Origin of the sequence: Burkholderia sp. AcTa6-5, assembly GCF_017815075.1 — a bacterium.
Classification (GTDB): Bacteria; Pseudomonadota; Gammaproteobacteria; order Burkholderiales; family Burkholderiaceae; genus Burkholderia; species Burkholderia sola.
In genome coordinates, this window is sequence record NZ_JAGIQE010000020.1 from 53275 (window position 1) to 78918 (window position 25644).

20 protein-coding genes are annotated in these 25644 nt (G+C 65.6%); 4 read left to right on the forward strand and 16 right to left on the reverse strand.

From position 1 onward, the window contains the following. Positions 1 to 3: 3 nt before the first annotated feature. Together J8I33_RS34585 and J8I33_RS34590 are read right to left on the reverse strand one after the other, a co-directional pair. The gene (locus J8I33_RS34585) at positions 4 to 2367 is read right to left on the reverse strand and encodes a hypothetical protein (RefSeq protein ID WP_245172386.1); all 2364 of its coding nucleotides are present in this window, start codon (positions 2365 to 2367) and stop codon (positions 4 to 6) included. 15 nt (positions 2368 to 2382) lie between these two features. Further along, complete coding sequence (locus tag J8I33_RS34590; protein ID WP_245170384.1) at positions 2383 to 2667, reverse strand: hypothetical protein; 285 nt, start codon at positions 2665 to 2667, stop codon at positions 2383 to 2385. A gap of 34 nt (positions 2668 to 2701) precedes the next feature. On the opposite strand from J8I33_RS34590, the gene J8I33_RS34595 reads away from it, so the two are divergent. After that, positions 2702 to 3238 (forward strand): YadA C-terminal domain-containing protein, encoded by a 537-nt coding sequence (locus J8I33_RS34595; protein ID WP_245170375.1) that lies wholly within the window; start codon positions 2702 to 2704, stop codon positions 3236 to 3238. Positions 3239 to 3471: 233 nt separating this feature from the next. Here the strand turns inward: J8I33_RS34595 and J8I33_RS24440 are convergent, their stop codons facing one another. The 3 genes from J8I33_RS24440 to betC form a co-directional block, all read right to left on the reverse strand. Further along, complete coding sequence (locus tag J8I33_RS24440) at positions 3472 to 4611, reverse strand: porin (RefSeq protein ID WP_050012308.1); 1140 nt, start codon at positions 4609 to 4611, stop codon at positions 3472 to 3474. Between the two features lie 259 nt (positions 4612 to 4870). Then, positions 4871 to 5839, reverse strand: coding sequence for a choline ABC transporter substrate-binding protein (choX, locus tag J8I33_RS24445; protein ID WP_089489633.1), 969 nt, complete (start codon positions 5837 to 5839; stop codon positions 4871 to 4873). Positions 5840 to 5882: 43 nt separating this feature from the next. Next, positions 5883 to 7418: a choline-sulfatase gene (betC, locus tag J8I33_RS24450; protein ID WP_209926988.1), complete on the reverse strand. Its 1536-nt coding sequence runs from the start codon at positions 7416 to 7418 to the stop codon at positions 5883 to 5885. 240 nt (positions 7419 to 7658) lie between these two features. Here betC and J8I33_RS24455 point away from each other — a divergent pair, with 240 nt between their 5' ends. After that, complete coding sequence (locus tag J8I33_RS24455) at positions 7659 to 8564, forward strand: LysR family transcriptional regulator (protein ID WP_124555535.1); 906 nt, start codon at positions 7659 to 7661, stop codon at positions 8562 to 8564. Between the two features lie 203 nt (positions 8565 to 8767). Then, positions 8768 to 9652: a formyltetrahydrofolate deformylase gene (purU, locus tag J8I33_RS24460; protein ID WP_050012304.1), complete on the forward strand. Its 885-nt coding sequence runs from the start codon at positions 8768 to 8770 to the stop codon at positions 9650 to 9652. Positions 9653 to 9815: 163 nt separating this feature from the next. Here purU and J8I33_RS24465 read toward each other — a convergent pair whose 3' ends face one another. From J8I33_RS24465 to J8I33_RS24515, 11 genes are all read right to left on the reverse strand, one after another. After that, on the reverse strand, positions 9816 to 11471 hold the full coding sequence (locus J8I33_RS24465; RefSeq protein ID WP_209939317.1) for an APC family permease: 1656 nt from the start codon (positions 11469 to 11471) through the stop codon (positions 9816 to 9818). Positions 11472 to 11696: 225 nt separating this feature from the next. Continuing rightward, positions 11697 to 12560: a glycine betaine ABC transporter substrate-binding protein gene (locus J8I33_RS24470; protein ID WP_050012302.1), complete on the reverse strand. Its 864-nt coding sequence runs from the start codon at positions 12558 to 12560 to the stop codon at positions 11697 to 11699. 134 nt (positions 12561 to 12694) lie between these two features. Further along, positions 12695 to 13843 carry a hybrid-cluster NAD(P)-dependent oxidoreductase gene (locus tag J8I33_RS24475; RefSeq protein ID WP_050012301.1) on the reverse strand — a complete coding sequence of 383 codons (1149 nt, stop codon included), beginning with the start codon at positions 13841 to 13843 and terminating at the stop codon, positions 12695 to 12697. 29 nt (positions 13844 to 13872) lie between these two features. After that, positions 13873 to 15114, reverse strand: coding sequence for an aromatic ring-hydroxylating dioxygenase subunit alpha (locus J8I33_RS24480; protein WP_050012300.1), 1242 nt, complete (start codon positions 15112 to 15114; stop codon positions 13873 to 13875). Between the two features lie 53 nt (positions 15115 to 15167). Further along, positions 15168 to 15953 (reverse strand): drug:proton antiporter, encoded by a 786-nt coding sequence (locus tag J8I33_RS24485; RefSeq protein WP_089489634.1) that lies wholly within the window; start codon positions 15951 to 15953, stop codon positions 15168 to 15170. Further along, the gene (locus tag J8I33_RS24490) at positions 15950 to 17119 is read right to left on the reverse strand and encodes an electron transfer flavoprotein subunit alpha/FixB family protein (RefSeq protein WP_089489635.1); all 1170 of its coding nucleotides are present in this window, start codon (positions 17117 to 17119) and stop codon (positions 15950 to 15952) included. The genes J8I33_RS24485 and J8I33_RS24490 overlap by 4 nt, the downstream gene beginning before the upstream one ends. A 4-nt stretch (positions 17120 to 17123) precedes the next feature. Next, a complete protein-coding gene (locus J8I33_RS24495; protein WP_050012297.1) occupies positions 17124 to 19049 on the reverse strand; it encodes a (Fe-S)-binding protein in 1926 nt (641 codons plus the stop codon). Positions 19050 to 19052: 3 nt separating this feature from the next. Beyond that, positions 19053 to 21116, reverse strand: a complete 2064-nt coding sequence (locus J8I33_RS24500) for an NADH:flavin oxidoreductase (RefSeq protein ID WP_209939318.1) — start codon at positions 21114 to 21116, stop codon at positions 19053 to 19055. Positions 21117 to 21192: 76 nt separating this feature from the next. Next, positions 21193 to 21726 carry a DUF5943 domain-containing protein gene (locus J8I33_RS24505; RefSeq protein ID WP_050012296.1) on the reverse strand — a complete coding sequence of 178 codons (534 nt, stop codon included), beginning with the start codon at positions 21724 to 21726 and terminating at the stop codon, positions 21193 to 21195. A 138-nt stretch (positions 21727 to 21864) separates the two neighbouring features. Next, positions 21865 to 22836: a dipeptidase gene (locus J8I33_RS24510; protein WP_050012295.1), complete on the reverse strand. Its 972-nt coding sequence runs from the start codon at positions 22834 to 22836 to the stop codon at positions 21865 to 21867. A 42-nt stretch (positions 22837 to 22878) separates the two neighbouring features. Further along, positions 22879 to 24153 (reverse strand): serine hydroxymethyltransferase, encoded by a 1275-nt coding sequence (locus tag J8I33_RS24515; protein WP_050012294.1) that lies wholly within the window; start codon positions 24151 to 24153, stop codon positions 22879 to 22881. A gap of 355 nt (positions 24154 to 24508) precedes the next feature. Here J8I33_RS24515 and J8I33_RS24520 point away from each other — a divergent pair, with 355 nt between their 5' ends. After that, positions 24509 to 25636 carry a GlxA family transcriptional regulator gene (locus J8I33_RS24520; RefSeq protein WP_209939319.1) on the forward strand — a complete coding sequence of 376 codons (1128 nt, stop codon included), beginning with the start codon at positions 24509 to 24511 and terminating at the stop codon, positions 25634 to 25636. The last annotated feature ends 8 nt before the right edge of the window (positions 25637 to 25644 follow it).

Sequence of the window (25644 nt, forward strand, 5' to 3'; positions counted from 1 at the left end):
GGCTCAGAGCGGCGTGAACTCGCTGTCGACGGGTCTGAGCACCGCCAACAGCAACGTGACGAGTCTGTCGACCTCGGTCGCGGCCGGCATCAGCACGGCACAAAGCGGCGTGAGTTCGCTATCGACAGGTCTGAACACGACCGATAGCAACGTGGCGAGTCTGTCGACTTCGGCTGCGGCCGGCATCAGCACGGCGCAAAGCGGCGTGAGCTCGCTATCGACAGGTCTGAACACGACCAATAGCGCCCTCGGTGCACTGTCGACCCAGGAGTCGACTGATGTGGGCTCGTTGTCGACCAGCGTGAACACGACCAACGGCAACGTCAGCTCGTTGTCGACGGGCCTGAACGCCACAAACAACGCCGTCGGTGCACTGTCGACACAGGAATCGACCGACGTCGGATCGCTGTCGACCAGCCTGAATACGACCAACGGCAACGTGACGAGCCTGTCGACCTCGGCTGCGACCGGCATCAGCACGGCACAAAGCGGCGTGGCCTCCCTGTCGACGAGCCTGACCACGACCAACAACGCCGTCGGTGCACTGTCGACCCAGGAATCGACTGATGTGGGCTCGTTGTCGACCAGCTTGAATACGACCAACGGCAACGTCAGCTCGTTGTCGACAGGCCTGAACGCCACGAACAACGCCGTCGGTGCGCTGTCGACCCAGGAATCGACTGATGTGGGCTCGTTGTCGACCAGCCTGAATACGACCAACGGCAATGTCAGCTCGTTGTCGACGGGGCTGAGCACCACGAACAACGCCGTCGGTGCGCTATCGACGCAGGAATCGACCGACGTCGGATCGTTGTCGACCAGCCTGAATACGACCAACGGCAATGTCAGCTCGTTGTCGACGGGGCTGAGCACCACGAACAACGCCGTCGGTGCGCTATCGACGCAGGAATCGACCGACGTCGGATCGTTGTCGACCAGCCTGAATACGACCAACGGCAATGTCAGCTCGTTGTCGACGGGGCTGAGCACCACGAACAACGCCGTCGGTGCGCTATCGACGCAGGAATCGACCGACGTCGGATCGTTGTCGACCAGCCTGAATACGACCAACGGTAATGTCAGCTCGTTGTCGACGGGGCTGAGCACCACGAACAACGCCGTCGGTGCGCTATCGACGCAGGAATCGACCGACGTCGGATCGTTGTCGACCAGCCTGAATACGACCAACGGTAATGTCAGCTCGTTGTCGACGGGGCTGAGCACCACGAACAACGCCGTCGGTGCGCTATCGACGCAGGAATCGACCGACGTCGGATCGTTGTCGACCAGCCTGAATACGACCAACGGTAATGTCAGCTCGTTGTCGACAGGCCTGAACACCACGAACAGCAACGTGGCGAGCCTGTCGACTTCGGCTGCGGTCGGTATCAGCACGGCACAAAGCGGCGTGACCTCCCTGTCGACGGGCCTGACCGCGACCAATAGCACCCTCAGTGCACTGTCGACCCAGGAATCGACTGACGTCGGATCGTTGTCGACCAGCCTGAATACGACCAACGGCAACGTCAGCTCGCTGTCGACGGGCCTGAACGCCACGAACAACGCCGTTGGTGCGCTGTCGACGCAGGAATCGACCGACGTCGGATCGCTGTCGACCAGCCTGAACACGACCAACAGCAACGTGGCGAGTCTGTCGACGTCAGCCGCGGCCGGCATCAGCACGGCACAAAGCGGCGTGAGCTCCCTGTCGACGGGCCTGACCACGACCAACAGCAACGTGACGAGCCTGTCGACGTCAGCCGCGGCCGGCATCAGCACGGCGCAAAGCGGTGTGAGCTCGCTGTCGACGGGCTTGACCACGACCAACAGCAACGTGACGAGCCTGTCGACCTCGGCCGCAGCCGGCATCAGCACGGCACAAAGCGGCGTGAGCTCCCTGTCGACGGGCCTGACCACCACGAACAGCAACCTTGGGGCGCTGTCGATGCGGGAATCGACCGACGTGGGATCGTTGTCGACCAGCTTGAATACGATCAACAGCAACGTCAGCTCACTGTCGACAAACCTGAACACGACGAACAGCAACGTTAGCTTGCTGTCCACAGGGCTGAATACGACGAACAGCACGGTCGGCTCGCTTTCCACGAGCTTGAACACGACGACCGGCAGGGTCAATTCACTATCGACGAGTCTGAACACGACCAACAACAACGTATCAAGCCTGTCGACATCGGTATCGACAGGAATCAGCGCGGCGGCGAGCGGCGTGACTTCACTCTCCACGAGCCTGAACACGACGAACAGCAATCTGGCGTCGTTGTCGACTTCGTATGCCGGCTCGATTGCCACCTGGCTGAACAGCCTGAGCACGGTCAACAGCAACCTTTCGACGTTGAGCACTTCCACATCGACCAGCGTGGTTCAGCTCTTCACCGGCGTTGCGTCTCTCTCGACCGGCTTGAGTACGACAAACGGCAAGGTGGCGACGTTGAATACCGCGGTGACATCGCTGTCGACGGGGTTGGCCTCCCTGTCCACGCAGTTGAACTCCCCGGGGTTCGGCAAAGGCGGGTCGCAAAACACGAGTACGTCTCCTGCTACCGCGCTCTCGACATCGACCTCGACAAGTACCAGTACCGCGCAAAGCACCACATCGACAGGGACGACTTCGCTGTCTACCAGTTCGACTTCGCTCTCGACCGGCACAAGGGCAGTCTCTGCCGCGCAAGCAGTTCAGGGCATGTCGCCAGAGCCGGTCGCGACAGGCGCGGCAGCACAGGTCGCCGACAGTTCCGCCACGGCAGCGGGCGCCAACGCGCTCGCCTCGGGAAACAACTCGGTTGCGCTCGGCGCGGGAGCGATAGCAACAGCGGCGAATTCGGTCGCGCTCGGCGCGGGCTCAATCGCGACCGAATCGAACACGGTGTCCGTGGGCTCGCCAGGCAACGAGCGCAGGATCACGAATCTGGCGCCTGGTATGAACCCGACGGACGCGGTCAACATGTCGCAATTGGGAGCCGTGCAGTCGAACGTGAATCAAGTGGCAAGGATGGCCTATTCCGGAATTGCCAGTGCCGCCGCGCTGACGATGATTCCTGAAGTTGATCCCGGGAAGACGCTCTCGTTCGGCATAGGTACGGCCGGCTACCAGGGATATCAGGCAGTGGCCCTTGGTTTTACCGCTCGAATCACGAACAACCTGAAGGTCAAGGGAGGGGTGGCGATCAACGGTGCGGGCGGCAATACGTACGGTGCTGGCGCAGCCTACCAGTGGTAAGCGACGCACGCGCTCTCGGGTGAACAATCATGCGAATCGGAATGTCGGTTTTCACGCATGCGGGCGCGGGTGCCGACGATTCCGGTGACGATCCCGAGGCAGTGACCGGGTAGCCGGCATTGACCGGACGGATCTCGTGCCCGCTCCCCCCCGTCGAACAAAAAAAAGCGCGAACCGTGGTTCGCGCCAAAGAGAGACCTCGCTGAAGACGTCACATCATCCTGCCACGCCGCTTAGAACGAATGCCGCATCCCGATCCGCACGTCGGCCTGCGTCTGCGTCGTCGACGGCGTGAAGCTGTAGCCGATCACCGCATCGACGCCCTGCGACGCACGCAGGTAATCGCCGGAGATGTAGATGTCGGTGCGCTTCGACAGCAGGTAGTGCAGGCCGGCCGTGCCCTGGTTCCAGTGATGGCCTTCGAAGCGCGTGTGCTGGTAGCCCGCGATGAAGCTCAGCGCCGGCGTGAACTGGTACAGGCCGCCGCCTTCGTACACCTGCATGTGCGACGACTGGCCGAAGCCCTTGATCGTCGTGTACGAGTAGTTCGCGTCGAGCGTCAGCTTGCCGATCGTGTAGCTGGTGCCGATGCCGAACGTGCCCTGGCTGTCGACGTCCATCGCGGTGTTCGAGAACAGGTCGGTGCGCGCGCCGGTCGCCGGATCGACGGTGACGGTCTGCTGGCCGAGGAACGTATGCGTGCCGATCATCGCGTACGGGTCGAACGCGTAGATGCCGTTCGGGTTGTTCAGGCGCGTGTACGCGGCGCCGATCGAGAAGTCGCCCTTCGTGAAGCTCGCGCCCGCGCTCCAGGCGCTGTTGCGATGGAAGTTGCCCGCGACGTTGCCGAACGAATACATCGCGCCGAACTTGAAGCCGCTCAGGTCGTTCGACAGGAACTTCACCGAGTTCGGCAGGCGGTCGCCGTTGAAGCGGTCGAAGTCGCCCTGGTGGATCGCATAGCCGCTGCCCCACGCCGAGATGTTGTAGATCGACACGAGTTCGTTCGTGATGTCGAGCTGGTTGCCGAACGACAGCGTGCCCCAGTCGTTCTGCAGGCCGACATACGCCTGCCGGCCGAATTCCGCGCCGCCGAAGCCGAGTTGCCCGTTGCCGAGGTGGAAGCCGCTCTCGAGCGTGAACACGGCCTTCAGGCCGCCGCCCAGGTCTTCGGTGCCCTTGAGGCCGAAGCGGTTTCCGTAGGCGATGCCGTCGTCGAACTTGACCACGTGCGAGCCGCCCGTGTTGTTCACGTACGTGATGCCCGCGTCGAGAATCCCGTACAGCGTCACGCTGCTCTGCGCATGCCCGATGGCGGGAATACAGGCCGCGCATGCAAGCGCGGCGGCTACGGCGACTTTCTTTTGCTTCATTGTCGACCACCCTCCCTGAACCGTTCGATGGAAAGAACCGTGGCCTGGCGCGTGCCGCAATACGCCGGCTGATTCGAATTCGGTACGTCTGCTGGCTCCGCTATTTCGTTTTCCGCAATAACGCAGCCATTGGCGAAAAATACAAACCCATATTTCCGGTCACCCGTCTGAAGGCGACACTAAATGGTCACGATGCGACGGGTCGGGAAAACACGTAGACGGGCGGCACGGCAAAAACCGGCCGCCAGGAGGAAGGCAATCAGCGGCCGTCGAGGGCCGCGCGCACGGCCGGCAGGCCCGGTGCGCCGGTCGCCGTCGTCACGCCGTCGAGCCAGCCGGCGAGCAGCGCGGGCTCGGCCTTCAGCGCATGCTGCGCCGCGAGCGCGGGCGACGTCTTGTGGTCGAGCATGTCGGCGATCATCCGGTTCTCGACGTCGACGGAGAACGTCATCTGCCGGAACAGCCGCGCGAGGTTCGTGCACTGGCCGGCGAACCCGGCACGCGTGACCGTGTTGACCGTCGCACCGCCGTAGTTCGGTCCAAAGTACGCATCGCCGCCCGACAGATACGTCAGATGAAACTTCGTGTTCATCAGATGCGGTTCCCACGCGAGAAACACGATCCAGCGCTTGTCGCGCACCGCGCGCTCGACCTGCGTGAGCATGCCCGTCTCGCTCGATTCGACGAGCGACCAGTTCGCGGACCCCAGCGCGTGGTCGGACAGCATCCGCTTGATGTTCTGGTTCGCGGGCGCGCCGGGCTCGATCCCGTAGATCTTGCCGCCGAAGCGGTCCGCGTAGCGCGCGAGATCGGCGAACGTGTGCACGCCGGCCGCGGCCACATAGTCGGGCACCGCGAGCGTGAACTTCGCGCCGCTCAGGTTCGCGTGCAGCACGTCGATCGATTTCTCGTCGACGAACGGCTTCACGAGCGGCGCCTGCGCGGGCATCCAGTTGCCGAGGAACACGTCGACCTGCCCTTTCTTCAACCCCTGGTACGTGATCGGCACCGACAGGTTCGCGACGTCCTGCCGGTAGCCGAGCGCCTTCAGCACGACGCCCGCCATCGCGTTCGTCGCGTCGATGTCGGTCCAGCCGGGCGCCGCCATCTTCACGTCGCCGCAGGTCTGCGGATCGGCGGCGGACGCAGGCTGCGTCGCCGCCACGCACGCGGCGGCGGCGAACGCCGCGCCGATCCTTCGGAATGCTGCATTGCGTTGCCGTTTCATGGTTCGCTTCCTCCGTCGTTCTTCAATGATCGCTGCGGGACGTTCAACGCCCGACGCGCGGAAAACGCGCCATCGCTTCGAGCGTATCGAGTTCGATGTGATTGCGCATGTAGCGCTGGCTCGCGTCGGTGAACGGCTGCCAGTCCCACGCGTGGATGCGGCCCTGCGTCGTCGCCGCGTAATGGAAGCGCCGGCGTCGCTGGCTCGCGCGCACCTGCCGGTCGAGTTCGGGCAGGTTCCAGCGCTGCGCGGCCTCCGCGCGGAATGCGGCGAGCACGTCGGCGGCTTCCGGCTGCCCGGCCAGGTTCGTCAGCTCGCGCGGGTCGTCCGACAGGTGGTAGAGCTGGTCGGGATCGGCCGGGCAATGCACGTATTTCCAGTCGCCGCGCCGAATCATCACCACCGGCGCGAGCGCGCCTTCCGCGAGGTATTCGCCGAGCGCGACGTCGTGCGCGGGCGTGCCCTGCAGGTGCGGCACGAGGCTCGCGCCATCGACCGGGTCCGGCCAGCCGCCGGCTGGCGCCGCGCCGGCCAGATCGACGAGCGTCGGCAGCAGGTCGACGTGCGACACGGGCCCGCGCACGCGCGCGGCATCGAAGCGGCCCGGCGCATGCACGATCAGCGGCACGCGGCAGCCGCCCTCGAAAAACGTCATCTTGTACCAGAGCCCGCGCTCGCCGAGCATGTCGCCGTGGTCGGACGTGACGATCACGATCGTATCGTCGGCGAACCCGCATTGCTCGAGCGCGGCCAGCACGCTGCCGAACTGCGTGTCCACGTACGACGTCGCGCCGTAATACGCGCGACGCGCGGCGCGGATCTGCGCGTCGGTCGGCGGCGTGCGGTCGTTTTCGCAGACGAAGCGTAGCCGCTGCGAATGCGGATCGCTTTCGGCCGCATCGAGCCGCACGGCCGGCATGTCGATTTCTTCGTCGCCGTACAGATCCCAGTATTCGCGCGTGATCGCATACGGGTCGTGCGGATGGGTCAACGACACGACCATGCAGAACGGCCGCGCATCGTGCCCGGCCGCGCGTTCGCGCGCGACGTCGTACAGCTTCTGCTTCGCGGCGAACGTCACTTCGTCGTCGAAGTCGAGCTGATTCGTGCGCACGCAGGGGCCCGCATCAAGCACCGAGCTCATGTTGTGATACCAGCTCGGCCGCTCCGTCGGGCTGTCCCAGTTCGGCACCCAGCCGAAATCGGCCGGATAGATGTCGGTCGTGAGTCGCTCCTCGAAGCCGTGCAACTGATCGGGCCCGCAGAAATGCATCTTGCCGGACAGCATCGTCCGGTAGCCGCCCGCGCGCAGGTAATGCGCGAACGTCAGCGTTTGCGCCGGCAATTCGGCGGCGTTATCGTAGGCGCCGATGCCCGACGGCAGCTTGCCGGTCAGCAGCGAGAAGCGCGACGGCGCGCATAGCGGGCTCGCGCAGTACGCGGCGTCGAACACCACGCCTTCGGCGGCGAGCCGGTCGAGCGTCGGCGTGCGGGCGACGCGGTTGCCGTACGCGGGCAGCGCGAACGGCGTGAGCTGGTCGGCCATCAGGATCAGGATGTTGGGTGTCGGGTTCGTCATCGGCGATCGTGGGGAAAGCGGTGTTCGAATGGAACGGCGCGCCGCTTTGGCAGCGAGACGTCCGGCATGACGGAGGCGATCCGCAGAAACCGCCGCGCGCGGGGGCCGCGCTGGCTAGAATCGCGGAATGCGTGGCGCGCTGGCGCATGAAGCGCATCTGCCGCACCGTCCGCTGCACTATCGCCCGCCCGAATTCGCGCGGGTAGGCGTCCGGCCCTTATGGGGCCATTAGAGGGACTTATGTCGAAATCCGAACCGTTACCGTCGATGCAGGCGCTGCGCGCGTTCGAATCGGCCGCCCGGCTCGCGAGCTTCACGGCCGCCGCGCGCGAGCTCGGCTCGACGCAGCCGGCCGTGAGCCAGCAGGTGTTCCAGCTCGAAGCCGAACTCGGCGTGCCGCTGTTCGAACGCAGCCCGCGCGGCGTCACGCTGACGGCCGACGGCCAGTGCCTGTACGAAGCCGTGCGGCTGAGCCTCGACACGCTGCGCGGCGCGACCGCGACGCTGCGTGCGCGCCGCGAGCACGGCGCGCTCACGATCGTCACCGATTTCGGTTTCGCGACCTACTGGCTGATGCCGCGCCTGGCCGGGCTGAAGCACGTGATGCCGGACGTCGACGTGCGCGTCGTCACGTCACAGGATTACGACGCACAGCGCGACCATGGCGACATCGCGATCCTGTTCGGCGACGGCCACTGGCCGTCGTGCACGGCCGCGCGGCTGTTTCCGGAATCCGTCACGCCGGTCTGCTCGCCCGCGTTCCGCGACGCGCACCCGGACGTCGTGCGGGCCGACCATCTGCTCGCACTGCCGCTGCTGCACGTGCAGCCGACGCGCCCCGAGCGCTGGCTGTCGTGGTCGGGCTGGTTCGACGCGCACGGGCTCGAACCGCCGGCCGCCGCGCGCGGCGTGACCTTCAACAGCTATGCGCTCGTGATCCATGCGGCACTGCTCGGCGAAGGCGTCGCGCTCGGCTGGGCGCCGCTCGTCGACGAACTCGTCGCGTCCGGCCAGCTCGTGAAGCTGGTCGACGCGCCCGTCGTCACGTCGCGCGGCTACTTCCTGGTGCGCCCGCCGCAGCGGCCCGAGCCGGACGCGACCCACGTGTTCCGGCGCTGGCTGCTCGACGCGTGCGCGGCGGCCTGACGCGGCGCGCCCGCCCCGTTTCCGTTCCCCCTTCCCCGCTCCCGGGCCCGCGCCCGCTGGCGCGCCGATACCAGCCACACGGCGCGTTGGTTCTATCCGCCCCGGAATCGTCCTGATTTACTTGAGCCTCCCGCTACCCGCGCGGCGCGGCGCTGTCGTGCGCCGTCGCGCGGCCGTGCGCCCCACGCCATCCGAGGAGTCTCATGACCGCCGAGCACCGCCCCGATCAATTCGTCCTGACACTGTCGTGCCCGAGCGCGGCCGGTCAGGTCGCCGCCGTCGTCGGCTTTCTCGATCGCCATCGCTGCTACGTCGATGCGCTGAACGTGTTCGACGACGATCTCAGCAACCGCTTCTTCGTGCGCTGCGTCTTTCATCCGACGGATGAGACGTTGCAGATCGACGCGCTGCGTCAGGAATTCGGGCCGATCGCGGCCGGACTCGGCGGCCGCGACGGCGACATCCAATGGGCGATCCACGACGTCAATGCGCGGCCGAAGGTGCTGATCATGGTGTCGAAGCTCGAGCACTGCCTCGCGGATCTGCTGTTCCGCTGGCGGATGGGCGAGCTGAAGATGGACATCGTCGGCATCGTGTCGAACCACCCCGACTTCGAGCCGCTCGCCGTGCAGCACGGGCTGCCGTTCCGGCACTTCCCGATCACGGCCGACACCAAGGCGCAGCAGGAAGCGCAATGGCTCGACTTCTTCGAATCGAGCGGCGCCGAGCTCGTGATCCTCGCACGCTACATGCAGGTGCTGTCGCAGGAGACGAGCGCGAAGCTCGCGAACCGCGCGATCAACATCCATCACTCGTTCCTGCCCGGCTTCAAGGGCGCGAAGCCGTATCACCAGGCCCATGCGCGCGGCGTGAAGCTGATCGGCGCGACCGCGCACTTCGTCACCGACGATCTCGACGAAGGCCCGATCATCGAGCAGGTCGTCGAGCGCGTCGATCATGCACTGCGACCGGAGCAACTGCTCGCGGTGGGGCGCGACGTCGAAAGCCTCACGCTCGCGCGCGCGGTGAAGGCGTTCATCGAGCGGCGGGTGTTTTTGAATGGCGACCGGACGGTGGTATTTCCGTAAGCGGATCGCAGCTGCGCTCGAACGCGGTGTCAACGAACAAGGCCCGACCGGCGTGTAACCGGTCGGGCCTTTTTTGTCGTCGTGCTGCGCCGGCGCTTCGCGCGATGGCCCCGTGTGCGGTTTCCGAAGCCATCGCGTGCCCCGACACGCACGCATTACCGCGTCACTTCACCCACGCGAAGTAATACGACAACCCGATCGTCAACCCCGCGCCGATCAGCGCCGCATACGGCATCAGGCTCAGCCACAGCGCGCGCTTCGGCACTTTCAGCTCCATGTCGCGCTGCATCTGCGCGGGGAAGCGGCCGCGATCCTGCCAGTAGTGGCGATAGAGGAACACCGGCACGATCAGCAGCATCGCGATCAGCCCGTTGCGCAGCGTGCCTTCGCCTTGCAGGTTCGCACCCGCGCCGACGTAGACGAGGTTCGCGTACCCGCAAATCGCGCCGCCGACGAGCAACCAGGTCGGACAACGGAACGGCCGATCCCAGTTGCCGCGATCCATCCGGTGGATCCAGCCGGACTGAAGATTCAGGAATACGAACAGCATGTAGCAGACGTTCGAAATCGACAGCACCGTCATGTAGTCCGACATCATCAGCAACACGAGGTTGAAGCCGAGGTCGGTCCACATCGCGCGCGTGGGCGAGCCGTGCTCGTTCACGTGCGACAGGTACTTCGGCAGCCAGCCGTCGACCGATGCCTGGTACAGCGTGCGCGACGAGCCCATCATCGACGTCATCACGATCAGCAGGATCGACAGCATCAGCATCACGACGACCGCATTCGCGACCCACGCGCCACCGCCGACGATCTTCGCCATCGCGGCCGCGACGCCGGTGCCGTCGCCGATCGCCGGATCGAGCATCGCCTGCGTGCCGAGCGCGCCCTGGAACGCGAGCGGGACGAGCGTCATCACGACCAGACACAGCGCACCCGACCAGAAGATCGCCTTGGCCGTATCGCGCCGCGGATCGCGGAATTCACGCGTGTAGCAGACGGCCGTCTCGAAACCGTACGACGCCCAGCCGGCCATGAACATCGCGCCGAGCGCCATCGTCACGCCCTGCCCGTTCCACGAGCCGAACGTCGCGGCCGTGAGGTTGCCCTGCGCGTCGTGACCGAGCGGCAGCAGCGGCAGCAGGTTCGACATCGGCACGTCGCCGGTGACGAACGGCACGATGCCGACGATCAAGAGCGGCGTGAGCGACGCAATGCCGAGAATGCGCTGCGTACGTGCAGCCTTCGACGCACCGCTGTGCTGAAGCTTGAACGTGATGAGAAGCAGAATCGTCGCGATGATGAACGTCGCGTTGATTCGCAGGGAGAGACCGGGCTTGATGAACCCGAGATCCGCCACCTTGAGCTGCCAGTGCAGCACCGCCGCATTGGCGGGAAAGAGACTCGTGAGCGCATAGCTCGCCGCGAGGCCGCAGCCGAGCGCAAGCATCGGCGACCACGCGAGCCAGTTGCACCACACGGAAACCGGGGCAATCAGCTTGCTGTAACGGACCCAGCCAATCGCGCCGTACACCGACGCGCCGCCCGATTTATGGGGAAATAGCCCCGATATTTCCGCATAAGTCGCGCTTTGAATCAGCCCCATCGTGATCGCGGCGATCCAGATCGCCCACGCGGGCTGGCCGATCGTCGCGCATACGCCGCCGATCGTGAACAGCACGCCTGCCGGCACGCCGCTCGTCACCCAAAAAGCGTCTTTCCAGGTCAGGCCACGATGCAGCGTGTGGCCCGTCGAATCATGTGAGATCGTTGCCTCGACATCACTGGTGCGATTCGCACGCAGTCCTGCTTGACTCATCCAATTCCTCCTCTCGATCAGAGTTGGCGCTTCAGCGCTTACTCTGGTCCGATGCAAAGCAGATGATTCCGCACAAGGGCCGTAGTGTAACAATTTACGGGCATTTTTGCAGAATCAGCAAAATAAAACCGGGATATGGCCGCATTGCATCCTGATTATTTCGGATTCCTGCGTGCCATTCCCGGCGTGTTTTTATGATGACTCGTACGACGTATGTCGCAATGCTTACTGCGCGCCTTCCGTCCACGCATTCACGCGGTCGGCATGCGCTGCAATCCACGCATCCGCAGCGGCTTCCGGCTTCGAGCCGTTCTGGATCGCCAGCATCACGCTGTCGATTTCACCGGGCTTCCACTGGAATTTCTTCAGGAACGCGACGACCGGCTTCGCCTTGGTTTCGAGCCCCGGATTCACGACGCTGTCGACATGCTCGGCGCCGCCGAACACCTTCTTCGGATCCTCGAGGAAGCGCAGCTTCCACTTCGCGAACATCCAGTGCGGCGCCCAGCCGGTCACGATCACCGGCTTGTTCGCGCCGACCGAACGCGACAACTCGGCCGTCATCGCGCTGCCCGAGCTCGGCATCAGCGTGTAGCTCAGCCCGTAGTTCTTGATCGCTTCGTCGGTCTTGCGCATCACGCCCGCACCGGCATCGATGCCGACGATGCGGCCGCCGAAGCTGGCCTTCTCCGCATTCAGGTCGTCGATGCTCTTCGCCTTCACGTAATCCGGGACGATCAGGCCGATCTTCGCGTCGGGGAAGTTCGCGCCGACGTCGACGACCTTGCTCTTGTATTCGCTCCAGTACGAACCGTGCGTGACCGGCAGCCACGCGGACAGCGTCGCATCGAGGTCGCCGCGCGCGACGCCCTGCCACATGATCCCGGCAGCGACCGGCACGAGCTTCACCTCGTAGCCGAGCTTCTTCTCGATCACGCGGGCCGCGACGTTCGACGTCGCGACGCTGTCGTCCCAGCCTTCGACGTAGCCGATTTTCAGCGTCGGCTTCGTATCGGCGAGCGCCGATGCGCTCAATGCCACCATCGCCGACAGGGTGCCGGTCCAAAACAGTTTTCCGAACAATTTCATGGTCGATCTCCTTGGTCTGCGCACCGTGCGCGTTGTCTCTCTAGGTTCTTCAACCACAAATCCGCGGTATCGTTGTTTTCCGACAGATGCTTGTCCGGACGCGACGCGCCCGGACAGCCGATGACGCGTTTCGACTACTTGTCGATCACGAGATCCGACAGCGGCTTGCTGCAGCACAGCAGCACCATTCCCTGATCGATTTCGCGCTGGCGGATACCGCCGTTGTGTTTCATCTCGACCTGCCCCGACACGAGCTTCACCTTGCAGGTGCCGCACATGCCCTGCGTGCACGATGCGGGCAGCCGCACGCCCGACTGGCGCGCCGCGTCGAGCACGTGCTGCTCCGAGCCGCACGAAATCTCGCGGTTGCTCTTCGCGAAGCTGACCGTGTACTGCTTCGTCGCGGCGTCGCCGCCTTCCGCCGGCGGCACGAGTTCGGCGAGCACTTCATCGCTCGCGGTCTGCGCGAGCGTTTCGAACGAGAAGCTTTCCTCGTGATACTGCTTGCGATCGAAACCGGCTTCGTCGAGCAGGTCGCGCACGGCCTTCATGTACGGCGCGGGGCCGCACGTGAAGATCTCGCGTTCCATGAAATCCGGCGCAATCAGCTTCAGCAGCGGCAGCGTCAGGAAGCCCGTGACGCCCGGCCAGTTGGTGCGTGCGCCGACGCGCTCGACGACGAACGACGTGCGGAAATTCGTGTGGTTCGACGCGATCAGGTCGAGCTCGCGCGCGAAGATGATGTCGTCCGGCGTGCGTGCGCTGTGCACGAACAGGATGTCGCGATCTTCCGCGAGATCATGATGCGCGCGGCTCATCGACATCAGTGGCGTGATGCCCGAGCCGGCCGACAGGAACAGGTACTTGCGTGCCGGATGCCGCGCGCACGTGAATTCGCCGGCCGGGCCGAGCACGCGCACCGATGCGCCCGGCTGCAGGTTGTCGTGCAGCCAGTTCGACACCTTGCCGCCCGGCACGCGCTTCACCGTGATCGAGATCGTGTGCGGCCGCGCCGGCGACGACGAAATCGTGTAGCAGCGGTTGATCGTCTCGCCGTCGATGTCGAGCTCGAGCGTGATGAACTGCCCGGGCTCGAACGAGAACGTGCGGCCCTGCGGCGAACGGAAGAAGAAGCTCTTCACGTCATGGGTTTCCTGCCGCACGTGGCAGCACACCAGCGTTTCCTCGACGTCGCTCGTCCAGCGCTCGGGCAGCGCGTTCCAGAAGGCCGGGTGCGTCACCCGGCTGTCCGCCGGCTCGAAATTGGCCGCATCTCGCATCATGTCTTGCTCCGCTTATACGCTGCTGGGTGCTACGCGCCGGTTTTTTCGGCGAGCCGGCCGATGTACCAGGCCGAGAATTTTTCGACGAGCCCTTCCGTGTACGGCGAATACGGGCCCGGCTCGTACGCGCTGCTGGTCGCGCCGCGCTGCGAGAATTCGACGAGCGCGCGATCCTGGTCGTTGGTCGCGTTCCACACGGCCGTCAGGTTCTTCACGTCGTAGTCGATGCCTTCCTTCGCGTCCTTGTGCACGAGCCACTTCGTACGCACGAGCGTCTTGCCGGCCGACAGCGGGATCACCGAGAACGTCACGATGTGATCGCTCATGAAGTGGTGCCACGAGTTCGGCTGGGTCCAGAACGACAGCCCGCCGAGGTCGGCCTTGTCGAAGCCGCCGAGCAGCTTCTTCGACGCGATCTTCGCATCGAGCGTCTGCGATTCGCCGTGACGGTCGAGCGGCAGGCGCTGCGTGCGGAAACCCGTCACATCGAGCAGCTTTTCGATTTCGGCGGACGGCAGGCCCATCTCGGCCCACTCCTTGCCGCGCCGCACGCACGTTTCAGCGAATGCGTCCATGCCTTCGGCGTTCGCGTCGGAGCGCTGGTAGCCGAAGCCGTATTCGTACAGCGAGATCGTCAGCTCCGGATGGTTCGCGACGCAGTGATAGCACTCGCGGTTGTTCTCCATCGTGAGCTTCCAGTTGCCTTCCTCGATGATGTCGATCTGCGCGGCGATCTTCGTGCTCGGCAGATCGTGCGGCAGCAGGTACGGCTCCATCTCCGCGCGCATCTGCGCGAAATCGACCGGCGGCTCGTCGGCGAGGCAGATGAAGATCAGGCCCGCGAGGTTCTCGACGTGCACCGACTTCAGGCTGTGCTTGCAACGGTCGAACTTCTCGCCCATGTGCTCGGCGAACATCAGTTGGCCCGTCAGGTTGTACGTCCAGCTGTGGTACGGGCACACGATGTTGCCGACCGAGCCCTTGTCTTCGTTGCACAGGCGCGCGCCGCGGTGACGGCACACGTTGTGGAACGCGCGGATCGCCATGTCGTCGTCGCGCACGATCAGGATCGAATCGCTGCCCAGCTCCACGGTCACGTAATCGCCCGGCTCGGGAATGTCCGGTTCGATCGCCACCTGGATCCAGTGCTGGCGGAAAATCGCCTCCATGTCGAGCGCGAAGATGTCCTCGCTCGTGTAGAACGGCGCTTCGAGGCTGTGGCCTTCCTTGCGGCGTTCGATCAGTGCACGAATGTCTGCCGATACTTTCATCGTTTGCTCCGGATTCCTTGCATCCCTGGGTTGCTTGCCGACAGGCATCAAAATCAGTAGTCGATGAGCTGATGCTCGCGCAAATACGCGAGGATCACTTGTGCTTTTTCGACCGAACTCCCTTCATTTACGACGTTGCCGCCACGGCTTTCGGTCGTCGTCGCGGACAGCATCCGAGCATGCCCGGAGCGCTTCTCGGCGGCGACCAGTTTTACGGGTTTACGCTCGATCGGGCCGACCGTCCACGCGGCCGCATCGGCGTCCGCGCCGCTCGCCGCGAGCGCCGGACGGATCGCGCCCGCGCGCAGCCGCGCATACGCATAGCGCGGCTCGACACCGGCGAGCGGGTGGACGGCGACGACGGCCGGCAGCGCCGCGTCGACCCGCCGTCGCAGCCCTTTCGGCAAAAATTGCCGGACCGCCGCGCGGCCGCCTTCGACCGTCACGTCGACGGCCGAGCCGACGAGCGGATAGCCGAGCGCCGCGGCGACGCGGTACGGCAGCATCCCGGTGTCGTACGCGCCCTCGGCGCGCGTGCCGGTCAGCACGAGGTCGTAGCCTTCGACACGCGCGGCGAGCGCGTGCACGGCATCGTCGCCGTCGCGGCAGGCCAGCACCTCGACCTCCCGCGCGCCGAGCGCGAGATACTCGGCCAGCGCCGCGTTCGCGGGGTCGCCCGCGTGGATCACGTCGAGCGTCGCGCGATGCTTCTCGGCGAGTTGGCGGCCGGTTTCGAGCGCGGCGGCATCGTTGCGGCTGTAGCGCGCGATGCCGCTGACCGGATGCCGGCCGACGGACACGAGCACCGCGATGCGTTGCAATGAGCGGGGGGCGTTCATGCGGCGACTCCTTCGGGTTCACGGGTGCCGACCGCGGCCGGCGATTCGCCGCGCGCGGCCCGCGCGGCCTGGACCTGTTCGATCAGCGCGGCGATCGTCGCCTGCGCGTCGCCGACCACCGTCAGATTCGCGCGCTTCGCGATCGGCGCGCTGCCGTCGAGGTTCACCGCGATCACGTGGCGGCAGTCCTTGATCCCCTGCAAATGCTGCACCGCGCCCGAGATGCCGAACGCGATGTACACGCTCGCCTCGACCGTCTTGCCGGTCGCGCCGACCTGCTTGTCGCGCGTGAAGTGGCCGTTGTCGACCGCGACGCGGCTCGCGCCGATCGCCGCGCCGAATACGCCGGCCAGCCGCTCGAACGCGCCGATGTCGGACACGCCGTTGCCGGCCGACACGATGAAATCGGCTTCCTCGAGCGCGACCTGGGCCGCGTCGATTTCGTCGAGACCGAGATCGCGGTACGGCTGCGCGGCGTCATGCGCCGGGCGGATGAAATCGGACGCCACGCGCTCGCCCGCGCCGACGAACGGCAGCTTCGCGTCCACCGCGTTCTGCGCGAGCAGGATCACGTCGGGCAGCGCGCGGGTCGCGAACGCCCGCCCGGCCTGCGCATACGTCCCCACGTGCTTCGCGTCGATTTCGACGACGTGCGTCGCGACGCTCGCGCCGGCGGCCGCCGCGTAACGCCGGCCGAGATCGCCGTCGCCCGTCGCGTTGTCGGGCACGAACACGTGTTTCGGGGCGAGCGCGGCAACACACGCCTGCAATGCTTGCAGCTCGCTTTCGGGATCGAACGCACGGCGATCGAAGCCGGTCAGCTCCAGCAGCTTGTCGACGCCGAGTTCGGCCACGTCGTCCTTCAATTCGCCGAACGCGAGCAGCGCGACTTCCGTCTGCGCATCGGCAAGCACCGCGGCGGCGGCGATCGCCTGACGCGAATGGTCGTCGAGCGCGCCGCGTTCGCTGTGAGCGACCACCAGCATCACGTGCTTCGGGTCCTGCAGCGCACGGCGCGGCTTCGCGGTCGCAGCGCCATGGCCGTGGGCGGACCACTGCGCGGCGTTCGCATCGGCGCTGCCTTCCTCGCCGAGCGTGATGCGCTTCAGGCCGGCGGCCGTGATGATGAACGGCCGGCGCGGATCGATTCGTTTGATCGTATTCATCGATTCACTCCAGCGAGGCAGCGACGAGTTCGGCGACGTCGAGCACGTCGGGGCGCGGGCCCACGACACCTTCGAGCATGGCCGTGCAGTTCGGGCACGCAACCGCGACCACGTCCGCACCGATCGTGCGCGCGTCGGCAATGCGGATGTCCGGGATGCGCTGCTTGCCGGGGATGTCGGTCAGCGGCGCACCGCCGCCACCGCCGCAGCAGCGGCCGCGCATGCCGTTGCGCTCCATCTCGACGACCTGGATGCCGATCGTCTTCAACAGCTTGCGCGGTGCTTCGATCTCGCCGTTGTAGCGGCCGAGGTAGCACGGATCGTGATAGGTCGTGCGCTTCTCCTGCAGCGCCTCGACCGCCTTCGGCGCGATCTTGCCGCTGTCGGCCAGTTCGGCCAGATAGGTCGTGTGATGCTTGACCGTCACGCGCAGCCCCAGCGCGCGGTATTCGTTGCGCAGGCTGTGCATCACGTGCGGGTCGGCCGTCACGATCTGCTTGTACGACAGCGTGCCGAGCGTGCCGATCAGGCGCTTCGCCATCTGCTGGAACGTCGCTTCGTCGCCGAGCCGACGGGCAACGTCGCCTGTGTCGGTTTCCGTCGGGCCGAGCACCGCGTAGTCGACGCCCGCCTTGTTCAGCACCTTCACGAACGCGCGCAGCGTGCGCTGGTAGCGCATGTCGAACGCGCCTTCGCCCGCGACGAACAGCACGTCGACCGGCTTGGCCGGATGCGCGACCGGCGCGCTGAGGTCGACCGACCAGTCGTAGCGCGCGGCCGTGTCGTAGCCGCCCATCGTGCCGGTCTCGCGCAGGTTCGCGAGCACTTCCTGGCCCTTGCCCGGCACCGTGCCGTGCACGAGCGTGCGGTTGCGGCGCATGTCGACGATCGCGTCGACGTGTTCGATCAGCATCGGGCATTCCTGCACGCACGCGCGGCAGGTCGTGCACGACCACAGCGTCTGTTCCTCGATCAGGCCCGACACGATCGGGCCGTTCGGCTCGCCGCGATGCTGGCCGACCGGGATGCCCGGCGACGGGCTGCCCGCGTACGCCGCATCGGTGCCGCCGGCCATCCCGACGACGAGATCCTGGATCAGCTTCTTCGGGTTCAGCGGCTGGCCCGACGCGAACGCGGGGCACGCGGCTTCGCACTTGCCGCACTGCACGCACGCGTCGAAGCTCAGCAACTGGTTCCAGCGGAATTCGACCGGCTTCGCGACGCCGTACTCCTGATGCTCGATGTCCGGCAGCTTCAGCGCGGTCGGCGGCGTGGCCGTGCCGTTGCCGGTGAACGATTCGCGCGTGGCCGCGAAACGCTCCTGGCGCGGGTGGAACGCGAGGTGCAGCAGGCCGGCGATCGCATGCTTCATCGGGCCGCCCTTCGCGGCGCCGACCGTCATCGTGAACGCACCGACGCCGATCAGCAGCGCGCAGAGCACCGCGAACGCACCCGACATCGCGCCGGTGGGCACCAGCATGAACAGCACGAGGCCGAGCGCGAACGAACCGAGCAGCCAGGGCAGCGTATTCCACGGGCCGCGCGACAGGCGCGCCGGCACGTCCTTCGCCGCGCGTCGGCGCCACACGAACACCGCGCCGACCAGCATCGCGAGCGCCGCGAGGAAGATCAGCTTGTCGAGCCACGGCGAGTAGATCGCAAGGCCGTAGTTGACGAACACCAGCGCGAGCGCGCCGATCGCGCCGCCGGCGGTCGCGACGTGGGTTTTCGCGATGTACGGATCGCGGGCGACCACGTGGTGCAGGTCGACGAAATAACGCTTCGGAATCGCGAACAGGTTCGCGACGCCGAACGAGCCGGGCGCCGTCGCGCGGCCCAGACGCCAGTAGGACGAGCGCTTCGCGACCGCGAACGCGAGCCCCGCCACCGACAGCCACAGCAGGGCGGTAATGAGGAAGGACGGGTTCATCTTTTAGAAATCCTTCACGAGACGCAGCGAGTCGTAGATCGCGCCGTGGACGTTGTGCATCGAGATGCAGTCGCCGACACGGAACAGCAGGAAACGGCCGTTGCCGAGTTCTTCCGACAGGCACGGCTGCGGCTCGGCCGCGAACAGCGTGTGCGGATCGATCTGGCCGCGGTTCACCGATTCCGGCTTGAGCTTCCAGTACAGCTCGTCGTTCGGCGACGAGCCGTTCTCGATCACCACCTGGTCGACCGCGCGCTCTTCCAGTTCTTCCGTGTACTCGTTGCGCAGCACGGCGATCATCTTGCCGTTCTCTTCATAGACGCGATCGAGCATCGTGTTCGGCGTCGGGATCACGCCGAATGCGTACAGGCGCCGATAGAAAATCGGGAACGTGGTGCCGCCGCAGTCGTCGGCGACCTTCACGTCCGGCGTGACGACCTCGACCTTCGAGCCGCGGCTCGCCATGAAATCGGCCACGCCGGCGCCCGCATGCGTGCTCACGCCGTCGAACAGCAGCACGTTCTGCTTTGGCTCGATCTTGCCGGTCAGGATGTCCCACGAGCTGACGGCGAGGCCTTCGGCCACACCCCACGCCGGCACCTGCCACGTGAAGCTCGAACCGCCGGTGGCGAGCACGACGATGTCCGGCTTCTCGGCCATGATCATCTTCTCGTCGGCGGCCACGCCGAGACGCCGGTCGACGCCCAGGCGCTTCGTTTCCATGTCGAACCAGCGGATGATCCCCGACATCTGCTCGCGCTGCGGCGCCTTCGCGGCAATCATCACCTGGCCGCCGACTTCCGCGTTCTTCTCGAACAGCACGACGTCGTGGCCGCGCAGCTTCGCGACACGCGCCGCCTCGAGGCCAGCGGGGCCGGCGCCGACCACCACGACCTTGCGCTTCGGGCCGCGCGACTTCTCGATGATGTGCGGCATCGTCGCTTCGCGCGACGTCGCCGCGTTCTGGATGCACAGCACGTCGAGGCCGTTGTACTGGCGGTCGATGCAGTAGTTCGCGCCGACGCACTGCTTGATTTCGTCCTCGCGGCCGTCGCGGATCTTGATCACCATGTGCGGATCGGCGATCTGCGCGCGCGTCATGCCGACCAGGTCGATCATGCCGTTCGCGAGCAGGCGCTCGGCCTGGCCCGCATCGCGGATGCTCTGCGCATGCATCACCGGAATCTTCACGACCGACTTGATGCCGGCTGCGAGGTGCACGAACGGCTCCGGCGGCAACGCCATCGGCGGCATGCAGTTCGCGATCGTGTTGTGCGTATCGCCCCCCGAGCCGACCACGCTCAGGTAGTCGATCAGGCCCGTCTCCGACATCGCCTGCGCGATTTCCTTCAACGCTTCGTGATCGAGGCCGTCCTCGTGGAATTCGTCGCCGCACATGCGCAGGCCGACGCAGAAATCCTTGCCGACCGCCTCGCGCACGGCCGTCAGCACTTCGATGCCGAAGCGCAGGCGGTTTTCGAGGCTGCCGCCCCATTCGTCGGTGCGGTGGTTCGAACGCTTGCTCCAGAACTGGTCGATCAGGTGCTGGTGCGCGGCGGAGATTTCGATGCCGTCCATGCCGGCCGCCTTCACGCGCTTCGCGGCCGCCGCGAAATCGCCGATGATGCGGCGGATTTCCTCGATCTCGATGATCTTCGCGTTGCCGCGGTGCACGGGTTCGCGCACGCCCGACGGCGACATCAGGTGCGGCCAGTGCTCGCCGTGGAACGACGAGCGGCGGCCCATGTGCGTCGCCTGGATCATGATCTTCGCGCCGTGCTTGTGCATCGTGTCGGCCAGGCGCGTGAGCGGATCGATGATCTTGTCGGTCGACAGGTTCACCGATTTCCACCAGCCTTGCGGGCTGTCGATCGATACCGGGCTCGACCCGCCGCAGATGGCCAGGCCGACGCCCCCCTTCGCCTTTTCTTCGTAGTAGCGGATATAGCGGTCGCCCGGCAGGCCGCCCGGCTCGGCATACACCTCCGCGTGCGCGGTGCTGACGATCCGGTTGCGCAGCGTCAGCTGGTTCAGCTGCATGGGTTTGAACAGGTGGGGATAACGCATCGCTGGCGACCTCTGGCGTTCGAATGTCTCGTGTTGCGGGTGTTGTTCTGCTTCAGTGAATCAATGCGTCAGTGCATCAGTGCGCGATCGGCGACACTTCGAAGATGCAGTGATCGTGATGCTCGGCCGCACATTGCACTTCCTTCGAGTATGCGCGCGGCGCGCCCTTGCCTTCCGGCGTCGTGTCGTTGACCCAGTCCATCGCGCCCGCGAACCAGCCCGCGAACATGTAGCAGAGCTTGCCTTCCTTGCCCGGCTGCTGGAGCACGAACGACGAGTGGCGCAGTTCGATCTTCGCGCGGGCGCTCGCCGGGTCGGCCTCGATGATCGAGAACAGGCCCCAGCCGCGTTGCGACAGGCGCTTCAGGTAGTGCTCGAACACGGCCATGCCGGTCAGGCCGTGCAGCTTGGCTTCCTTGTCGCACCAGTGGTAGGCGGATTTGTAGCCGGCCTTGTAGAGGATCTCGGCATACGCATCGACGCCGAGCGCTTCCTCGACGGCGACGTGGTTGTTCGTGAAGAAATGGCGCGGCACGTACAGCATCGGCAGCGCGTCGGTGGTCCAGACGCCGGTATCGGGATCGACGTTGATCGGCAGTTGCGGTTGCATCGTGGTGACTCCGTGAGGAAAGTGGCCGCGCGGCTCAGTGCGCAGGCGCGACATCGTCCGCGTGCCCGCGCGGCTTGCGCTGGCACGTCCCGATTTTTTTATGTTGAAACGACGAGTGCGGTTCGGCTCGGCGGGCGCTTACGCGCCCCACACGTCCTTGAACACGCGCACCCAGTTCTCGCCCATGATCTTGCGGATCCGCGACTCCTTCCAGCCGTGGCGTTCCATCGCGGCGGTCAGGTTCGGGAATTCGCCGATCGTGCGGATGCCGTCCGGGTTGATCACCTTGCCGAAGTTCGTCAGTTGGCGATAGCGGCCCTTGTCGTGCGTCAGCATGTCGAAGAATTCCTTCGCGAAATCCTGCGTGAAGTCCGTGCCGATGCCGACCGCGTCTTCGCCGATCAGGTTCACGACGTAGTCGATCGCCTCGATGTAGTCGTCGATGTTCGCCTCGATGCCGCGCTTCAGGAACGGCGCGAACATCGTCACGCCGACGAAGCCGCCCGCATCGGCGATTTCCTTCAACTGCGCGTCGCTCTTGTTGCGCGGATGTTCCTTCAGGCCCGACGGCAGGCAGTGCGAATAGCACACCGGCTTCTTCGAGAACGCGATCGCTTCCGACGACGTGTTGCCGCCCACGTGCGACAGGTCGACCATGATGCCGACGCGGTTCATCTCGGTGATCACTTCGCGGCCGAAGTCCGACAGGCCGCCGTCGCGTTCGTAGCAGCCGGTGCCGACCAGGTTCTGCGTGTTGTAGCAAAGCTGCACGACGCGCACGCCCATGTCGGCGAACGCCTCGATGTAGCCGAGGTTGTCCTCGAACGCATGCGCGTTCTGGAAGCCGAGGATGATTCCGGTCTTGCCTTCCTGCTTCGCGCGGAAGATGTCGTCCGTCGTGCGCACGAGCGTCAGCAGCTCGCCGTTGTCGCGGATCTTCTTCTTCATCACGCCGATGTTGTCGACGGTCTTCGTGAAGTTCTCCCACACCGACACCGTGCAGTTCGCGGCCGTGATGCCGCCCTTGCGCATGTCCTCGAACACCGGCTTCTCGAACTTCGAGATGTTCAGTCCGTCGATGATGATGCTGTCCTGATGCAGCGTGCTCATATCTGCTCTCGCTCGTGTGACTGTTCTTGTGGGGTGGGTCGATCAGTAGATCGGGAAGCGCTCGCAGAGCGCGAAGATCTCGCGGCGCACGCGCTGTTCGGTTGCCGGGTCGCCTTCCGGGTTCGCACGCAGCGCGTCGAACACTTCGAGGATCAGGCGGCCGATCTCGCGGAACTCCGCGACGCCGAAGCCGCGCGTCGTGCCGGCCGGCGTGCCGAGGCGAATGCCCGACGTGACCGTCGGCTTCTCGGTGTCGAACGGAATGCCGTTCTTGTTGCAGGTGATGCCCGCGCGTTCCAGCGCCTGCTCGACCGGCGCGCCCTTCAGGCCCTTCGGGCGCAGGTCGACCAGCAGCAGGTGGTTGTCGGTGCCGCCCGTGACGAGATCGACGCCGCCGGCCTTCAGCACTTCGCCGAGCGCCTGCGCGTTCGCGAGCACGCTGTCGATGTAGGTCTTGAAGTCCGCATGCAGTACTTCGCCGAACGCGACGGCCTTGCCGGCGATCACGTGCATCAGCGGGCCGCCCTGCAGGCCGGGGAACACGGCCGAGTTGATCTTCTTTGCAATGTCCTCGTCGTTGGTCAGCACGAAGCCGCCGCGCGGGCCGCGCAGCGTCTTGTGCGTGGTCGACGTGACGACGTGCGCGTGCTCGACCGGGTTCGCGTGGCGACCCGCGGCGATCACGCCGGCGATGTGCGCCATGTCGACCATCAGCTTCGCGCCGACACTGTCGGCGATCGCGCGAAAGCGTGCGAAGTCGAGCGCGCGCGGGTACGCCGAGAAGCCGGCGATGATGAGATTCGGCTTGTGCTCGTGGGCAAGCGCCTCGACCTGGTCGTAGTCGATGCGCAGCGTGTCGCGGTTCACGCCGTACTGGACCGCGTTGAACCACTTGCCCGACAGCGCCGGCTTCGCGCCGTGCGTCAGGTGGCCGCCCGCGTCGAGCGACATGCCGAGCACCGTGTCGCCCGGCTTGGCGAGCGCGAGCATCACCGAGCCGTTCGCCTGCGCGCCCGAGTGCGGCTGCACGTTCGCATAGCCGGCGTTGAAGATCTGCTTCACGCGTTCGATCGCGAGCGCCTCGACTTCATCGGCGAATTCGCAGCCGCCGTAGTAGCGCTTGCCGGGATAGCCTTCCGCGTATTTGTTGGTCAGTACCGAGCCCTGCGCCTCGAGCACGGCGCGCGACACGATGTTTTCCGACGCGATCAGCTCGACTTGCGACTGCTGACGCTCGAGTTCCTTCAGGATGGCGCTGCGCACCGGCGCGTCGCGCTCGGCAAGGGGCTGCGAGAAGAAAGGCTGAGTGTTCGACATAGTGCGTCCGTGACGAAGAATAAAGGGCTGCAACCGAAGCTCAAGGCCCGCCATCACTGGGTTTCCCGCTCGTCCAGTGCAAGGCTGCCGACGGCTCTATTCTTGTCGTTCGGATTTTCGGCGGATTGATGAATTTAGACGCGTTCTTTGCCTTTTCCGCCATGCGCGTCCGTTTTGTACAAGTGACCGGTCGTGCTTTTCGGGACGAGCGCCCGAAACGGTATCGATGGTTCACCTATGGACACGCACACCGGCAGTGCGTTTGCCGCACGTTCGCGTGCGGCTTCTCCCGGATACGGTGCAGTGCAGCAACGGGCCGATGCCCAGACAACGCTTGGAGCTAGGGTTTAGCCGTATGGCACGCTTGTTGCACTCGCTCACACAATACCGCAGCCCGATTCGTGCCCCGGGCCAAAAGCTATTAGAGATTCAAGGAACGCTCCCCATGTCGCCCGACCGCACAGCGTCGCTGTCCCACTTCGCGTTCATGCCGTTACCGAACTTCACGATGATCGCGTTCACCAATGCGATCGAGGTGCTTCGGATGGCGAACTACCTGAGCGGCCAGCCGCTCTACCGCTGGTCGGTGATCAGCCCGGACGGCGGTCCGGTCACGGCGAGCAACGGCCTCACGGTCGACACGGGGCCGGCGGAATGCGTGGGGCAACCCGACATCGTATTCGTGTGCGGCGGCGTCGACGTGCAGCGCGCGACGACGTCCGCCCACCTGTCGACGCTGCGTCGCTTCGCACGCATGGGGCTCCCGCTCGGCAGCCTGTGCACGGGCACCTATGCACTCGCGAAGTCGGGGCTGCTCGCGGGCTACGCGTGCGCGATCCACTGGGAGAACATGTCGGCGCTGAAGGAAGAGTTTCCGGACACGCGCTTCCTGAAAGAACTGTTCGTGATCGACCGCGACCGCATCACGTGCACGGGCGGCGTCGCGCCGCTCGACATGATGCTGAACCTGATCGCCGCGCGCGTCGGCACCGCGCGCGTCACGCAGATCGCCGAGCAGTTCATCGTCGAACATGTGCGCGACACGAGCGCGCAGCAACGCATGCCGCTCGTCGCCCGCCTCGGCTCGGCGAACAAGTCGCTGTTCGAAGTGATCTCGCTGATGGAGAACAACATCGAGGAGCCGCTGTCGCGCGAGGAGCTCGCGCGGCTCGCGAACATGTCGCAGCGGCAGTTGCAGCGTCTTTTCCGCGAGCATCTCGGGATGACGCCGACGCATTACTACCTGACGCTGCGGCTGCGCCGTGCGCGCGAGCTGCTGCTGCAGACCGACATGTCGATCATGCACATCACGATGGCGTGCGGCTTCCAGTCGGCATGCCACTTCAGCAAGAGCTATCGCGACGCGTTCGGCGTCGCGCCGACGCGCGAGCGACGCAAGCAGGTGGCGCCGCTCGCGCAGGGGCAGTCGGCAAGCTCGCCGCGGCTGGCGTCGCACGCGGGCCCGCTTCACGCTCCTGCGTGAACGAGCCC

What these genes read in the sequence shown, in the direction of transcription:
- J8I33_RS34595 (WP_245170375.1), top strand. Translation starts at nt 2,702, where the DNA reads ATGTCGCCAGAGCCGGTCGCGACAGGCGCGGCAGCACAGGTCGCCGAC.
- J8I33_RS24440 (WP_050012308.1), bottom strand. Translation starts at nt 4,611, where the DNA reads ATGAAGCAAAAGAAAGTCGCCGTAGCCGCCGCGCTTGCATGCGCGGCC.
- choX (WP_089489633.1), bottom strand. Translation starts at nt 5,839, where the DNA reads ATGAAACGGCAACGCAATGCAGCATTCCGAAGGATCGGCGCGGCGTTC.
- betC (WP_209926988.1), bottom strand. Translation starts at nt 7,418, where the DNA reads ATGACGAACCCGACACCCAACATCCTGATCCTGATGGCCGACCAGCTC.
- J8I33_RS24455 (WP_124555535.1), top strand. Translation starts at nt 7,659, where the DNA reads ATGTCGAAATCCGAACCGTTACCGTCGATGCAGGCGCTGCGCGCGTTC.
- purU (WP_050012304.1), top strand. Translation starts at nt 8,768, where the DNA reads ATGACCGCCGAGCACCGCCCCGATCAATTCGTCCTGACACTGTCGTGC.
- J8I33_RS24465 (WP_209939317.1), bottom strand. Translation starts at nt 11,471, where the DNA reads ATGAGTCAAGCAGGACTGCGTGCGAATCGCACCAGTGATGTCGAGGCA.
- J8I33_RS24470 (WP_050012302.1), bottom strand. Translation starts at nt 12,560, where the DNA reads ATGAAATTGTTCGGAAAACTGTTTTGGACCGGCACCCTGTCGGCGATG.
- J8I33_RS24475 (WP_050012301.1), bottom strand. Translation starts at nt 13,843, where the DNA reads ATGATGCGAGATGCGGCCAATTTCGAGCCGGCGGACAGCCGGGTGACG.
- J8I33_RS24480 (WP_050012300.1), bottom strand. Translation starts at nt 15,114, where the DNA reads ATGAAAGTATCGGCAGACATTCGTGCACTGATCGAACGCCGCAAGGAA.
- J8I33_RS24485 (WP_089489634.1), bottom strand. Translation starts at nt 15,953, where the DNA reads ATGAACGCCCCCCGCTCATTGCAACGCATCGCGGTGCTCGTGTCCGTC.
- J8I33_RS24490 (WP_089489635.1), bottom strand. Translation starts at nt 17,119, where the DNA reads ATGAATACGATCAAACGAATCGATCCGCGCCGGCCGTTCATCATCACG.
- J8I33_RS24495 (WP_050012297.1), bottom strand. Translation starts at nt 19,049, where the DNA reads ATGAACCCGTCCTTCCTCATTACCGCCCTGCTGTGGCTGTCGGTGGCG.
- J8I33_RS24500 (WP_209939318.1), bottom strand. Translation starts at nt 21,116, where the DNA reads ATGCGTTATCCCCACCTGTTCAAACCCATGCAGCTGAACCAGCTGACG.
- J8I33_RS24505 (WP_050012296.1), bottom strand. Translation starts at nt 21,726, where the DNA reads ATGCAACCGCAACTGCCGATCAACGTCGATCCCGATACCGGCGTCTGG.
- J8I33_RS24510 (WP_050012295.1), bottom strand. Translation starts at nt 22,836, where the DNA reads ATGAGCACGCTGCATCAGGACAGCATCATCATCGACGGACTGAACATC.
- J8I33_RS24515 (WP_050012294.1), bottom strand. Translation starts at nt 24,153, where the DNA reads ATGTCGAACACTCAGCCTTTCTTCTCGCAGCCCCTTGCCGAGCGCGAC.
- J8I33_RS24520 (WP_209939319.1), top strand. Translation starts at nt 24,509, where the DNA reads ATGGCACGCTTGTTGCACTCGCTCACACAATACCGCAGCCCGATTCGT.